Origin of the sequence: Planctomyces sp. SH-PL14 (genome assembly GCF_001610835.1) — a bacterium.
Lineage (GTDB): Bacteria > Planctomycetota > Planctomycetia > Planctomycetales > Planctomycetaceae > Planctomyces_A.
Map to the genome: position 1 here is coordinate 7,888,203 of NZ_CP011270.1, position 12,997 is coordinate 7,901,199.

Sequence of the window (12,997 nt, forward strand, 5' to 3'; positions counted from 1 at the left end):
TCCAGGCTTCGTTGTGAAGCCGGTTTACCCCACACGGAGGCCGGGGGTATTCTTCGGCCACACCCCGTGTTAGGAAGGGTCCACATGCCATTCGCGTATCGTGACACGGACGGCAGCTTTAGTGTCGTCCACTCGGCGAATGCCGCCCCCGGAGACGTCGAGGCATTCGAACTCCCCGCCGACTTTCGAAAGTGTCCTGGAAGCGCATACAGGAGGGAGGGCGACTGCCTCGTCCCTGACACGCAGAAAAACTTCGAACGCGAAGAAGCTGCTCGATCCGCCTGCGCCAAGGAGGTCAGCGAAAACTGGACAACCGGACTAGACATGCCTGAGCCCGTAGTTCTGGATCCAGAATCGGTAACGTTTGGGGATGCGGACCAGTTTTCGCAATCAATTGTAGAAAAGGCCGCCGCCCGTGGCCTGATTTTGATTTCATCTTCCGTTCGTAAGTTGGTCAACTTGGCGTTCTACGGGAGCCTTGAAGAGGAAGAAGGACGCTGTTATCCGATTAGACTAGAGCTGATTGCCCCGGGCGCATTTCCTCGCCACAGAGGTGAGATTCTGCGATTCGAGGATAGCAAGGAAGTGACACCTCGCGTACTGGCGAGATTGGCTCCCGGGCTCGACCCAACGCAATCAAACTTCTTGATTGAGCAAGGCCCGCCATTGAAACTTTGGGGGATAGGAATTCGCGACAGGTCGCTGTACCGATGGACGACCAATGACTTAAACACGTCCGACTTCTCTCGGCCTCCGCGGGGCTTGGTTGTACGGAGCGTCGGCCCGGGACACCTGATTGCCGAATACGCCAATACTCGCTTGGGTGAGTTTAAACGAGGCGTGTTCTTCGAGAATTTTGTACAAGTGTTTTCGGACGACGGCCCAATAAGGCGATTCCTAGACGGAAACAAGCTGGATGTGCATTTCGCCGACTCATCCATCCGTGACACTACGCACCGCCTCGTTTCGAAGTGTGCGGAGAGCGGCCACGGTGGGCTCATCGCCATAGTTGGGAACAACGATTTGGAGGCATTGGCATCGGGCGGCTTAATTGATCGCGGCGTGTCAATCGGCTGGCCGGCCGTTGAGTCATACTTGAAAGGTAGAGGCGAACTTTGTGAGAGGCCCGGTGCCAAGTACGACACGTCAACCGACGAAGCCATGAGTGATATTTGGCTGACGGGCACAGGGGCAATCCTGAGAGACAAAGCTTCCATGATGTATTCATATCGGCACTTGCAATGGCTAGCATCGCTGAAAGGAGCGACCGGACGTTATGAAGCTGCCGAGGAATAATGGCGACTTCGAGCAGGCGAATTAATCGATGCAATAGACGCGGTGAGTTTCTTGGCCCATCCTGACGGTGCATTGATACTCGGCACCGGCCTGCAAGTGTACTCATTCTCCTCGAAGATTCAGAATGTGCAGCAGGTGTCGGTATATCGTGCAAAGGATGCATCGGCCTCAATGATTGAGCCGTTTTCATCCAAAGAACTTGGGACGCGACATCGTTCCGCGATTTGGCTAGCAAGCTGCCTTCCGAACAGTTGTGTTTTTGTAATTTCCGAGGATGGGGTCGTTTCCGCCATAAGACAATGGAAAGGCAGGCTCATCCTTTGGCGGCCAATTACTACCGGCAGGTTCGACACGGTTTCAGGAACGAATTAGCGTGCTTGTCAAGTTGCTTCCTACTAAGCCCGCCGCGCGGTCGTTGGGAGCTTACGCCACCGTGGACTTGCATCCGGATGAATTCCGGGACTGGCCTGCGAACCTATAGGTCTGCCATGAGTCTATCGGGCAGAGCGTTTTAGAAGTCAGGCAAGAACCTTCCCGTGTTACGGCGAGATCCCGGCAAGCCACTGAAGAGATAATCTTTCGTCGCAGGTGACCAGGTGAATTCGCGGCAGTGTCGGTTGTTGTTCAGTACGTTGTTGACGAGGCAAATTGATGGAAGACGCTGCCTGCTACATGTGCGACCGGCCAGCCACGTCGAGGGAGCACGTCCCCCCGAGATGTCTTTTCCCCGAGATGAAGGACATCGGCGAGAATCACCGCGTCAACCTCCTGACGGTCCCTTCCTGCGACGAACACAACAGCGGGAAGTCAGCCGACGATGAGTTCCTGATGGCAAGTTTGGCCGGCATGACAGGGAACAACCGAGTTGGAATTCTGCACAAGTTCTCAAAGGTCAACAGGGCGATCTTCCGTAGTTCTTTCGGCCTGCTGGACCAGGCGCTGTCGGACCAAACGATCGAATGGCTTGAAGTCTCGCCTGGGACGTTCCTAGATGTAACTTGGGGAAAGCCAGACTACGCCCGCTTGGCAAGGTGCTTCGAGCGAATCGCACACGGAATGCACCTCTGCCACTTTGGACAAAGATTTCGAGGGACACTGAAATACTTGTTCGACTTTCCGACCAAGGATGGGCACTGGTCGGAGTCGGATGACGTTGGACGAAGGAAGTTCGTCGAAGAATTCGACGGAAAACCGCGTCTTGGAAGTAATCCGGAGGTGTTCACCTACCAGTTCTCGATACCGGACCAATTAGGAGTGGCCAGCGCGCATTTTCAGTTTTACGGCAGTATGAACATCTATGTCGCCTTCTACCCCGGCCAGATCCAGCGTCTCATAGAACTGATGAATGAGGCGCGTGGAGTCGCCAAGCCCGTGTACGCGTGGCTGGGAGGAAAGCTCTACGCATTGAATTCAGCCGCGGTTGAAGATGACGGTGCATCACTCAGGGACCTTTGAAAATCCCCTCCCCAGCCCGGCCTTTCGACCGGGACAGGGTTCATCGAAGGAACCCGACGAGAAGGCGATTCCAACCGCGTCCGCCAAGGTCCTCTGTCTGGGGCGATTCTCGGCGTCACTCAAGGGGCAGCACTCCGTTCAGCGATTCGCTTGTTTGACCGATAGACGTGAAATGACCCCACTCCCCACAGGTCACTCCAACGCAGCAGCGATATCGCCACGCGATGTTGCCCATCATGCAGCATCATGACCGGCAAGAATGTTTGCTCCCAAGGACTTGTCTCCCTGACCAGTCGGCGACGGGCCTCAAGAGGCAACGCCGAGATCGAATCGTCCGAGCCCTGAATCAGGCGGGCGAGAGGCGCGTATAAGAGTGGGTACGCAAGCATCGCGACGACACACAGGACGGCGTATCGAATTCGTCTGGTCAAGTCACACCCCCTGCAGGTCATCGTAGCCTCCCTGTCACGGAGTCAGATGCTATTCCTCGACGCCATACCCTGTTTGTGCTCCTAACGTCCCCGCACTCCGGCGACCAACCGGCGACGGGGATCATCCAAGTTACCACAGATCAGGGTCCGCAGTTGCGGACGGTTCAGCACGACTAGAACGCGAGCTGCGTCACCCGCTGCTGATCGACACCCGGTGCCGAGTCTCTCGCTGGCCAGGATCAGAGCAGCGACCTTTGTCGCTGGCCCGCACGTTCTCGCCGGGCGAATGAGTCGCGGGAGCCCATTTCGTGAGGTAAAATCCGAGACCTCCAAGACACCCGCGTGTGCCTGGGCAGTTGCCAGAGGATGGTTGGGGCCGTGTTTCAATCGGAGGAGCCGAGATGCGTTGTCATTGGGCAAGAGGCGTGTTGTGTCTTGCCGCCGTTTTGACGTCGTTCCTGTTTTATCCGGTGGCCGCCGCCGGCCGCATTTTTTCGTCAAAGTTGAGCCTCAGCTTTTCGGCGGATGGAAGACAGATTGCGGTCGGCGGCCGGGGACTGCGAATCTTCGACGTCGCCACCGGTCAGCTCCTGGAGACGTTCGGAGATCCCCACCAAGACTTGTTCACCTGCGTCCTCTGTTCCCCCACCGATACGTCGCTAATCGCGGCGGGCGTACATGGAAAGGGCTTCAAACTGTTCCGGCGCGGGTCGGCCGATCCGATCGTGGAATACCGGACGAATCAGCCTCTAAACCGCGAAGCGATCTTCAGGAAAGATGGCCAGCGTCTTCTGACCTCGTCCGGCAGAACCGATAACGCAGACCTGAGAAAGTACCAGCTCTGCGAATGGGACGTGACCAGCGGCAAGCAGATTCGCTCCCTCGAACGCGAGGGGGAGATTCGGGCTTTGGCTGTCTCGCCGAACGGACGTCGGCTGGCCTTCTGTTCCCGAGGCAATGTGGAGGTGCTGGACTTCGAAACGTGGGACGTATTCGGCGCCGCGGAACTTCCGTTAGGCGAATTCATTGCCAACCCGCGCGTGACGACAGCGGTGTTTGCCGCCGATGATGGGCCTCTCCATCTCTTCGGAATTGCCAGCCTTCCCGCCCCGCCTAACGGCGTCAACACCAGCACGCGGTGGGTCGTCGACTTTGAGAAGGATGTGATGCTGCACCGCGAGACAACGTCGGGGGCTCTCTTCGGGGTCGGCACGGCGAACCGCGACGCCATCATCGAAGTGTTCGACGAGCCAGGGCAGGGGCAGACAGTTCGGTCCCGGCTGGAAAATGGTCATGTCCAGTGGAGATTCCAGACGCCCTTCCGGTGGAAAGAAATGACGTCTCCTTACAGCATCCAAGTCTCGCCGGATGGAAAGTGGGTGGCGTGGTGCAATGGTGACGCGGTCTGTCTGTTGGACGCCGAGACGGGGACGGACCTGCGAACAATCGAAGTTTCAGACGAGTAGGACGCGAAAACGATACCGATAGCCTTTATCCCCCCGCACGCCGGCGAGCAACCGGCAGCGGCGATCATCCGAGTTGCCAAAGATCAGATGTCCGCAACTCTGCGGACGGCTTCAGGGCATCACACAGCGAGGACGGACGCCGAGGACCTCAGTCGCCGCAGCTTGGACGTGAGCTCGACGAACCACCGGAGGTTTGCCACGCGGGCCGCTCTACGCTTCTCGATGAAGAACCTGAGATCATTTTGCTTCTGAAGTACCGCCCGGACGATTGGGTGGCGTCGGACCATCCTCCATGAGTACGCGGCCGGAATTCGCTGTCCCTCAATCGGGTCGAGAAACCCGGCCGCCCGAAGCTTCACCTTTGCGGCCTCCTCGGCCGGCTCCCTCTCGGCCTCGCATTTGTCGAGACGAGCCTTTGCCGTCTCCAGGACCTTCCGGACATAACCCTCGTAGGCGGTCCGGAACGCGATCTCTTGCTCCATGAGGGAAGGGATCGAGCCCTCGGGGGCCTCCTGCCGGTTCAACACGAGGTCCTCTCGCAACGACCAAACCACCCGCCGTTCCTGAATCAGTGAACGCGGGAGCCACTCCGCCGCCGGGACGACCGGGAGTGTCGAATGCCGCGAATGTGTTCCCATTGGGGCTCCGTGTGATGGCCGCGGTCGAGAGCCAGGGGGACCGCGGCGGGGAAGTGTGTTTGTGTCCGGGGCAAGAACCCCGGACGCGGGGAACGACCGCAGGAGATCCCACGGTCGTTCGCCTCGCGTCGGGTCATCAACGGGCTACACCGCCAGGATCGCGGCGTCACGAAGCGTTTCGAGCCGCCTCGTGAGGGTCGCCACTTCCTGCTGGTTGGTCCGCATCAGCGACAGATATCCCTCGATCTCGCCGGCGACGCCGTCCCGCTTGTCCTTGGCCCCGCGGACGTGCGGGTGGCGGATGAGCATGTCCGGCGTATACGTTCCCATTGCCGGGGCACCATTGACGAGTTCGAGGTAGCCCATATCGAGCAGCCGGTCGCGGATCGCCTTCTCGGCCGCCTGGGCGTCTTCCCCGCACGTCGTCTCGTAGGCACGGCACTCGGCCACGAGGTCTTTGACGAAGCCGTCCAGTGACCGGCGGAACTGATACTCGGCCTGCAGCAGCGGGAGGAGTTCAAACTTCGTCGGCTTGAACGACGCGAGGTCGGCCGAGCGAGCGCGTTCCAGCGAAGCGACAACGGCCGCTCGCTTGGTTTCGATCGCCGCACGCTCCGCGGCAACGGCGTCGCGCAGCTGGTTGAGGGAGTCGGACAACCATTCCGGCGAGGGGACGGTCGGGAGCGTGGAGAAACTGGGCTGGGTAATGAGAGGTTCCAATATGGAAGAGAGAGGGTTTCGGGCCGAGGACGCCTCGGCCGTGACAGAGGTTGCCGGTCGTCCGGCGAGAGTCAGTTTGCCGGCGAGCCGAGTTCTTCGAGGCGGGCCTTGATGTCGGCCGTCCGCGTGCGGTTCTCAGCCAACAGCGGATCACCGACGAGCGACCGCCATTGCTCCGACCGAAGGAAGGCGGCGGACAGCGGGAGTTTGTTCAGGATCGCCCGGAACCGTTCGATGACCTCGCACGTCTGCGGCTCGACGCGGAGGGCGAACGCCTCCAATGCGGTCTCGAACGCCTCCGGGGCGGTCTGGGGGTTGGGAAGCTCGGAGATGGAAGGGGCAGTCGACACAGGGAAGCCTTTCACGGAATAGGAGTGAGAACGGACACTCAGGAATGGCCAGTCGTGGTGGCGGCCGGGCGATGTTCAAAGCGAGTCTCCAGCGTGGGGCCGGCACTGGCCCGAGAGGGGAGCGGCCCACAAGAGCCGCCCCGGTGAATCCGCCTCCGCCCGGACCCCCTTCGAGGCGGAGGCGTGTCCGGCTGGTCAAGCCGGACGTGTTTCGATCAGCCGTCTGTTTCGACGAGAGCGACGCCGTTCTGCGTCAGGTATTGATTGAGGTTCTTTGTCGCGATCAGAAGCTCGTCGAGCGTCCGGGCAGAGTCCGCCGTGTTCTTCGCGGTCTGGTCCTCGGCGTTCATCTTGCCGGCCTGAGCCGCCAGCAAACTCTTCTGGTCGTCGCTGATGCCGAGGTTGAGGGACTCTCGCTTTTGGACACGTCCTTCGAGTTGGGCAGTCTTCTCCTGTGCTGCCTCCAAACCGATCTTTGCCCGCTCCATCGCGGCGTCGCGGTCACTGAGGACACCGCCGGTCCGCAGGTCGTCGACCCGCTTAAGACGTTTGGCACGCTTTTCGGCCGGCGTCTCGTTGCTCTCGCGGATCTGGTCCGCCTCGGACGTCATCTGGTCGAAGTCCGCAACGGACCTCTCTACGAAGGGCTTCGTAGCCTCAGCCAGTCCTACCGCCTTGGTCGACATGTTCCGCCCCCATGACGAGGCATTCTTGAATGCCTTGAAGCCGAGTCTCTTGGCTACGTCGAGGGAGGACGCCTTCTTGGGTTCCGTCGCGGCCTGCTCGTCCTTGATCCTGGTCTCCTCATCCCGAAGGGCTTGGAGGTTCTCGCGATTGGCATCGCGTCTCGCCTCGGCGTCCTTGATGTCTTGGCGAAGGGAGTCCAGCTCGGAGGAGCCGGCTCTATTGTCCAGCGCCCAGTTTCCCCAAGTGTTGCTCTCTTTCAGGTTGTTCTCGGCGTTCGTCACTCCGTCGACAGACCCTTGCAGCTCGACCTCGGCCATCCGGATCTTCTCGGCGATGTCCTTCCGGCGGTCCCCAAGGTTGGTCTTGGCCCGGTTGTCGTCGAGGGACTTCTGCGTCCGCTTGCGATCGACGTCCTCAAGCTCGGAGTTCAGCCGCTTGGAGATGGCAAGCTGTTTGTTGTACTCCTCGGTCTGACTCGCCCATCGAGCGATTGCCGCACCGATCGCGGTGGCGATCGCCGCAATGGCGAGCAATCCCCCTCCGCCGCTCGCGATGGCCCCGATGCCCTTCATGGCCTTCATGACCCCGCCAGCGGCACTGACGACTTGGGTGAAGCCCAGACTGACGCCGGTCGCCGCGATGCCGAAGGCAGTGAGGGCCGATCCAGCGACCGCGGCACCGGCGGAAATCTTGCCGAAGGTCGTCACTGAATCTTCGTGCGTCTTCAACCAGGCCGTCGCCTGCGGGATTCCCTCCTTGAACCAGTTGATCCAGTCCGTCAGCTCGCCGGCCACGGCGGCCCCGATGGCGTTCTTGACGCCGCCGATCGCCATTTGCAGCTCGTCGAGAGCGTCGCCGAGGGCCGCGGCGGCCTGAGCGTCCTCGGTCGTCATCGTGATGCCGAGTTCCTCGGCCGACTTCACCAGCTCTTCGATCCCCTTCCGTCCGCCGGACAGCATCGGGATCAGCTCCGTTCCCGACTTACCGAAGACCTTCATGGCCAGAGCAGTCCGTCTCGACGGGTCCTCAACGCGGGACAGAGCCTCGGCGATGGCCAGGAGTGCCTGATCGGGGCTCTTACCCTTCAGGTCACCAACGGAAAGGCCGAGGTTCCGGAGGGACTCGACCGCCCCCTTTGACTCCTCGTCGGCGGAGTAGAGGGAACGGGACATGGCGACGATCGCCTTCTCGCACGCCTCGATGCTCGTGCCGCTCATTTGGGCCGCATACCGCAGCTCGCTGATGAACTTGACGGCAACGCCCGTCCGCTGGGACATGTCGTCGATTGCACTGCCGGCGTCGGCGTATGACTTCGAGAGGGCCAGCATTCCGGTTGCGGCACCCGCTCCGGCCGCGGAGAGCAGTGCCCCGGCCTTCGTCGCGAACGAGCCGAACGCTTTCAGGCGGTTCTGCATCGTCGTCAGCGACTTGTCGAGCTTGCCGTCGACGGCGACGAACGTTACGTGGGCCTTCCCGCTCTCAATTGAGCCCGCCGGGGCTTGTTCAGACAACGAAGACTCCTTGAATGAAATGGGGGGCTCGGCGCGGACCGTAGGCCCCGTGGAACTCGAAAACCTGTGGCCTGAAACCGCCTATGCGGTGGGCGGCGACTGCGTGTCGCCGGCAGCCCCGATTTCGCGAAATGCTGGAATTTGTTTACGCGTGTAAATACCTACAGGGTGGGCACCTCGCTGGCGTAGAGGGAAAAGCGTTTCGGCTCAGGAAGGACCCGCGAACCGCTCATGCTCCTCTGCGTTCATGGAACGCCTTGAACGGGTCGGCTAGATTGCTGGAGAACGCGGCCTTCTCGTCCATTCTCTTGCGAGCCTCCATGATCCTTGGAACGGTTCATTGTGGAACACACGGCGAGTGCCGCGGTGCTTTTGTGTGTCAGCATCTTGCCCGCGGTTCGGGCCTCGGCTTCTACCAGCCGGACGCTCCATCCTCTGAGGGCGATGAGATCGAAGAGGAAACTGCGTGGTGCGGAAGCTGTGAATGCGTGCGAGTGGAACAAGGGGGATGGAACGACATATCGGAAGCGTTCGCCTCTCCCGTCTTGATCTGTGAACACTGCTTCGAGGCGGTCCGTGGACGGAACGAGCAAGGCCACGAACAACGCAGCTAGGGGTCAGGCTTGCTCAGTCGTAACGATGCCCCACACTTTGACCGAGCACATCTTCTCGCTGACGTCCTTGTAGGCGTCTTTCGTGTTGATTTCCGAACCGGTCTGAAGAACCAGGACGGCAGTCCCGGTCGGGCTTCGGCGCACAACGGAGATCGAACCGAGTGGGATTGTGACCAGACCTAAACCCTCGGCGTGAACCTGTACTGCGGGCATTCATTGGTGTCCTGAAAGGGAAGTGGAAGAGGGACGAACCGGAGAGCGTCGACTACTTCGGCAGGCGAGAGATCGGCTTCCGAGGCCACTTGGCGGCGTCGAACCTCGCCTGCATCCTTGCGGCCTCAGCCTTCGCTGCGGTGGCCTCCGCCTGAGCCTTCCTCAAGTCCGCCTTCGCGACTTCGAGCTTCCGCACGAGGGCGGCCTCTCGCATCGCATCTGCAGCCTGAAACGAGCTGGGCTTCTTGATTCGGGAAACGTTCACTTCGAACTCCTGGGGGTTGGAATGGACAACGACTTCAACGACTTCAACGGTTTCACCCGGGTATGTGTTCCCGCCGAGGGGCCGTTGAATGTGGGTTTGAGAAGAGAAAACACGCCCGTGTGAAGCCGTTGAAGTTGTATAAGTCGTTATATGTATTTCTAGAAAACAGACTTACATCACCGACGACTTCACACATTTCAACGACTTCATCACGAGGCTGCGGCAGCCAGCTCACCGACGGCGACCGGCTCGGCCGGAGCGAACGCGGCGGCATAGAAGGTCGCCGTCCTGCTCTTCCCGCTCATCGTCTGGACTTTCCGAATGATGTCCGTCGCCTCAAGCTCGGTGACCAACTCGTAGCGATAGCGGGCACCCATTCGCTGAAACCGGATGGTGACCTGTGACTGCGTCGCTCCGCCGCGTCCCTTCTCAGTGATGAACGCGACAATGGCCGCCTTGTCTCGCTCACGTTCGTTCTCGCCGACCTTCGATGCACACTTCATGTTTGCAACGGTCAGCCAGTCGGTGAGGGCGATCGCCCAATCCATGTGGGCCTTCTCGATGCTGAAGTCTCGGTCGATGGGGACCTGTGAGGCCGCGAAGATGAGGGCGAGACTGCTGGCCCGTTCCGCGGCTCGGGCGTAAATCGAAGCTCCCTCGTCCTCGGTGTAGGTGGCCGCCAGGACGTCGCACCGGCGGCGGAACCGTTCCCAAGCGAGCTTGGCTTCCGGCGTCACGGGAATCGTCCGCATCTCGCCGGGCTCCCATGTCACGTCGCCCTCATGGGGCCGGTATTTCGCCGCAACCTTCATCCGGTTGAGGAGGGGCTCCGGGATCGGGACAGCTTCGACGCTCTGGTGGAGCGGTCGCGAGCTGTCGTCGCCGTAGAACACGAACCGCGAGTTGAATCCGTCTCGGTTGTTCTCCGCCGTCAGGAATCGAAGCGACTCCGGCGTGCCGGTCGCATAGATCACCAAATGCGGCATGTCGATGACGCGGTCCTTGTCTGAATCGGCGAACTTCTTCGGGACGAAGTTGCGGAGACCGCAGGACGTGAACAACCGCATGATGAGAGAGATCAGCAGCACGAGGGGGCCGGACGCCTTTTCGTCGTTGGCGACCCTTAGGAACTTCCCGAACTCGTCGAGGGGCCACAGACCGGCCGGTTGCGTGCTGAGGGCGTCTGCCAACGCGGAATCGCTCGTCATGTCGCCTGGCAGGATGTACTCGGGACAACCGGCGGCCGTGGCGACCTCATTGAACGCCTCCAACACGCGGTTCTTACCGGCTGCGGACTTCGCGAACGTCGCAACGAAGATGTTGCCCTTTGCCCCCAGCGACCTTTTGATCTTGCGGCCGATGAGGCACGAGACGAGGCAGATGCCCCCCAGCAGAGCGAGGACGGGCTGCGGACGCGGGGACGTCCGGACGGTGTAGTAGGCGAAGTCCACCAGGGCGCCGGCGTGTCCGTAGAACTCGCGGGGGAGTCCGTCCTGACCCGGCTCGATTTCGAACTCATTGCACATGGTCGAGACGAACTCATCGAAGCTCGCCTCATCGGGAATGCCGTAGTGGCGATGGCCGCTGTGGTCGTCGACGTAGTCTCTCAGCTCATCGGCCGACCAATCACGTTCCCTTGTCAGTCGTGCGATTGCCTTGATCGACGCCCGCATGAAGAGCTTGTCGAATCGGGACGATGGGTTGCCCGCGAGAAACGACAGGTCGCGGCTTTCAAAATCCATTTGGCTCGTTGCCTTCCGTTCACCTGAGAGAGTGTTTGAAGGCCGAGTGGGGAAGGCGAAGAACCCACCCGGCCGCCGCGGGACATGACCCCCGTGGTTTACGGTGCTGCGGACGATGCCGTTACGCGGACTGCGTCGTCGCCTTGCCGGGCTTCCGCTTCGGGCAGCCCGCCGCGAGCCAGGCGTCGATCGACAATCGCGTCCATCGTTTCAGCTTCCCGAAACGAACCGGCTGCGGAAGAGTTCCGTCCGCGTCCATTCGGCGAACCTGTCGGAGCGAGATCCCGATTCGCTTGGCGAGGTCCGCCGCCGAATGCGTGTCAGCATGGGTGGCGGGCGGCGTCTGATGGATCGATTTCATGTTCATCGCGTGTTCGATTGGTGTCTTTGAGTGTCCCTCTATAGAACCCGGGACTGTGGCCTCTGGTTTTCGCGCCGTAAGGGGTTGCGTCGACGCCAGTCGTTCCCGAATCGGCGCAAGTTATGTAAGGCTCCCCTGATAAAACCTGGGTCAATCTCGAAGATCGACGTAAGCGTTTCGGAACGCCTGGGCGCACATCTGGACTGCCCTGGAAACGAAAAGACCCGCCATTTGGCGGGTCCGATGCGATTCAGAAGCGTTGTTTCTTGGGCTTCTTTCTGGACTTGGCCCTTCGACGTTTTTCGCCCAGTTCCTGAGCGTCCTGACGCTTCATCCGTCCCCAATCGTCCTCCATCCAGCTCATGACGCGGTCGACCCGTGGCACCGTCCTCTTGTCTGTGTCGTTGGGGTCGACTTCGCTGGACCCCCAAAAGCTGAAGATCCTCAACCGCTTCAGACCAGACTGATCATCGTACCCCAGGTGATCGGAGATGGCCTTGTTGGTCATCTTGCCGCCGGAGTGGAACAGAAGCCCCGTGGCGATGACGTCCTTCCACTCGTCTCCGATCCGATCAATCGTGCCTTTGAAGTCGATCTGCGCCTCCTCTTCGGGCGAGTCCGGATGAAACACCATCTGCAGACGGATGCGGCGAATCAGGATGTGGGCGACGTCGCGAGCCGTATGCCAGCGGTCCCATAGACGGTCCGGAATCAGCCGCAGTTCTCCAGAGACCGGCGAAGCGTCGTGGATCGCCTCCAAGGCGTCGCACGCCCCCAGGAAGGGCGTAGTGTCGAACTGACGCGAATGGTCGCACCACGTTGCCAGGATGTTCGTCAGCGCACGGAACTCGGGCAGCTCCTCAAGGGCGTAGCTGGTCGCATCGTCCGGATCGGCGTCCTTCTGGCTCGGCCCCCAATTCGAGAGCCAGAGCCAAAGTTCCAAGAGGGTGTCGAGCGGCTCGCGGCCCTTGCCGAGCTTCTCGGCCCACGCCCTTCGCGACGCAGTTTCAGACAGCAGCCCTTTCGCGTAGCTCGCCCATTTGTCGACGTCTCCGCCGAAGTCGCTGACCTTCATCGTGAACCTCTTTCATCCTGACGGGGTCCAGAACATGCGTCCCGGGCCGCCTGTAGTGTGCAACGAAGTGTGCAGATTCGAAACCGGCCCTGTTTCCCTTGGGAATCGCAGCAGGTTTCAGGTCCATCCGGGATCAGTTTTTTTGAGTGGTCAGTTTTCAGTCGTCCGTTGTC

General features: G+C 60.6%; 12 protein-coding genes. 3 read left to right on the forward strand and 9 right to left on the reverse strand.

The features are described 5' to 3' along the window. Positions 1-84 precede the first annotated feature (84 nt). The 3 genes from VT03_RS30375 (at position 85) to VT03_RS30390 (ending at position 4,648) form a co-directional block, all read left to right on the forward strand. Complete coding sequence (locus VT03_RS30375; RefSeq protein ID WP_075096466.1) at positions 85-1,296, forward strand: putative sensor domain DACNV-containing protein; 1,212 nt, start codon at positions 85-87, stop codon at positions 1,294-1,296. Between the two features lie 651 nt (positions 1,297-1,947). Continuing rightward, entirely contained in the window at positions 1,948-2,751 is an 804-nt protein-coding gene (locus tag VT03_RS30385; protein ID WP_075096468.1) for a hypothetical protein, read from the forward strand. 832 nt (positions 2,752-3,583) lie between these two features. After that, positions 3,584-4,648, forward strand: a complete 1,065-nt coding sequence (locus VT03_RS30390) for a WD40 repeat domain-containing protein (protein WP_156514859.1) — start codon at positions 3,584-3,586, stop codon at positions 4,646-4,648. Positions 4,649-4,767: 119 nt separating this feature from the next. Here VT03_RS30390 and VT03_RS30395 read toward each other — a convergent pair whose 3' ends face one another. The 9 genes from VT03_RS30395 to VT03_RS30425 all read right to left on the reverse strand — a co-directional run bounded on the left by VT03_RS30395 (position 4,768) and on the right by VT03_RS30425 (position 12,824). Further along, positions 4,768-5,286 carry a hypothetical protein gene (locus tag VT03_RS30395; RefSeq protein ID WP_156514860.1) on the reverse strand — a complete coding sequence of 173 codons (519 nt, stop codon included), beginning with the start codon at positions 5,284-5,286 and terminating at the stop codon, positions 4,768-4,770. Between the two features lie 144 nt (positions 5,287-5,430). Next, positions 5,431-5,943, reverse strand: a complete 513-nt coding sequence (locus VT03_RS30400) for a hypothetical protein (protein WP_075096471.1) — start codon at positions 5,941-5,943, stop codon at positions 5,431-5,433. A 134-nt stretch (positions 5,944-6,077) separates the two neighbouring features. Next, positions 6,078-6,356, reverse strand: a complete 279-nt coding sequence (locus VT03_RS30405) for a hypothetical protein (RefSeq protein WP_075096472.1) — start codon at positions 6,354-6,356, stop codon at positions 6,078-6,080. A 215-nt stretch (positions 6,357-6,571) separates the two neighbouring features. After that, positions 6,572-8,554: a hypothetical protein gene (locus tag VT03_RS30410; RefSeq protein ID WP_075096473.1), complete on the reverse strand. Its 1,983-nt coding sequence runs from the start codon at positions 8,552-8,554 to the stop codon at positions 6,572-6,574. A 617-nt stretch (positions 8,555-9,171) separates the two neighbouring features. Beyond that, on the reverse strand, positions 9,172-9,381 hold the full coding sequence (locus tag VT03_RS33905) for a hypothetical protein (protein WP_156514861.1): 210 nt from the start codon (positions 9,379-9,381) through the stop codon (positions 9,172-9,174). A 52-nt stretch (positions 9,382-9,433) separates the two neighbouring features. Beyond that, on the reverse strand, positions 9,434-9,646 hold the full coding sequence (locus tag VT03_RS33910; protein WP_156514862.1) for a hypothetical protein: 213 nt from the start codon (positions 9,644-9,646) through the stop codon (positions 9,434-9,436). Between the two features lie 209 nt (positions 9,647-9,855). Next, positions 9,856-11,388: a DUF3987 domain-containing protein gene (locus tag VT03_RS30415; RefSeq protein WP_075096474.1), complete on the reverse strand. Its 1,533-nt coding sequence runs from the start codon at positions 11,386-11,388 to the stop codon at positions 9,856-9,858. Positions 11,389-11,509: 121 nt separating this feature from the next. Then, positions 11,510-11,749, reverse strand: coding sequence for a helix-turn-helix transcriptional regulator (locus tag VT03_RS30420; RefSeq protein WP_156514863.1), 240 nt, complete (start codon positions 11,747-11,749; stop codon positions 11,510-11,512). 250 nt (positions 11,750-11,999) lie between these two features. After that, positions 12,000-12,824 (reverse strand): hypothetical protein, encoded by an 825-nt coding sequence (locus VT03_RS30425; protein WP_075096476.1) that lies wholly within the window; start codon positions 12,822-12,824, stop codon positions 12,000-12,002. Between the last annotated feature and the right edge of the window lie 173 nt (positions 12,825-12,997).

Coding starts and splice junctions, on each gene's coding strand:
- VT03_RS30390 (WP_156514859.1), top strand. CDS start 3,584: ATGCGTTGTCATTGGGCAAGAGGCGTGTTGTGTCTTGCCGCCGTTTTG.
- VT03_RS30375 (WP_075096466.1), top strand. CDS start 85: ATGCCATTCGCGTATCGTGACACGGACGGCAGCTTTAGTGTCGTCCAC.
- VT03_RS30385 (WP_075096468.1), top strand. CDS start 1,948: ATGGAAGACGCTGCCTGCTACATGTGCGACCGGCCAGCCACGTCGAGG.
- VT03_RS30420 (WP_156514863.1), bottom strand. CDS start 11,749: ATGAAATCGATCCATCAGACGCCGCCCGCCACCCATGCTGACACGCAT.
- VT03_RS30425 (WP_075096476.1), bottom strand. CDS start 12,824: ATGAAGGTCAGCGACTTCGGCGGAGACGTCGACAAATGGGCGAGCTAC.
- VT03_RS30415 (WP_075096474.1), bottom strand. CDS start 11,388: ATGGATTTTGAAAGCCGCGACCTGTCGTTTCTCGCGGGCAACCCATCG.
- VT03_RS33905 (WP_156514861.1), bottom strand. CDS start 9,381: ATGCCCGCAGTACAGGTTCACGCCGAGGGTTTAGGTCTGGTCACAATC.
- VT03_RS30395 (WP_156514860.1), bottom strand. CDS start 5,286: ATGGGAACACATTCGCGGCATTCGACACTCCCGGTCGTCCCGGCGGCG.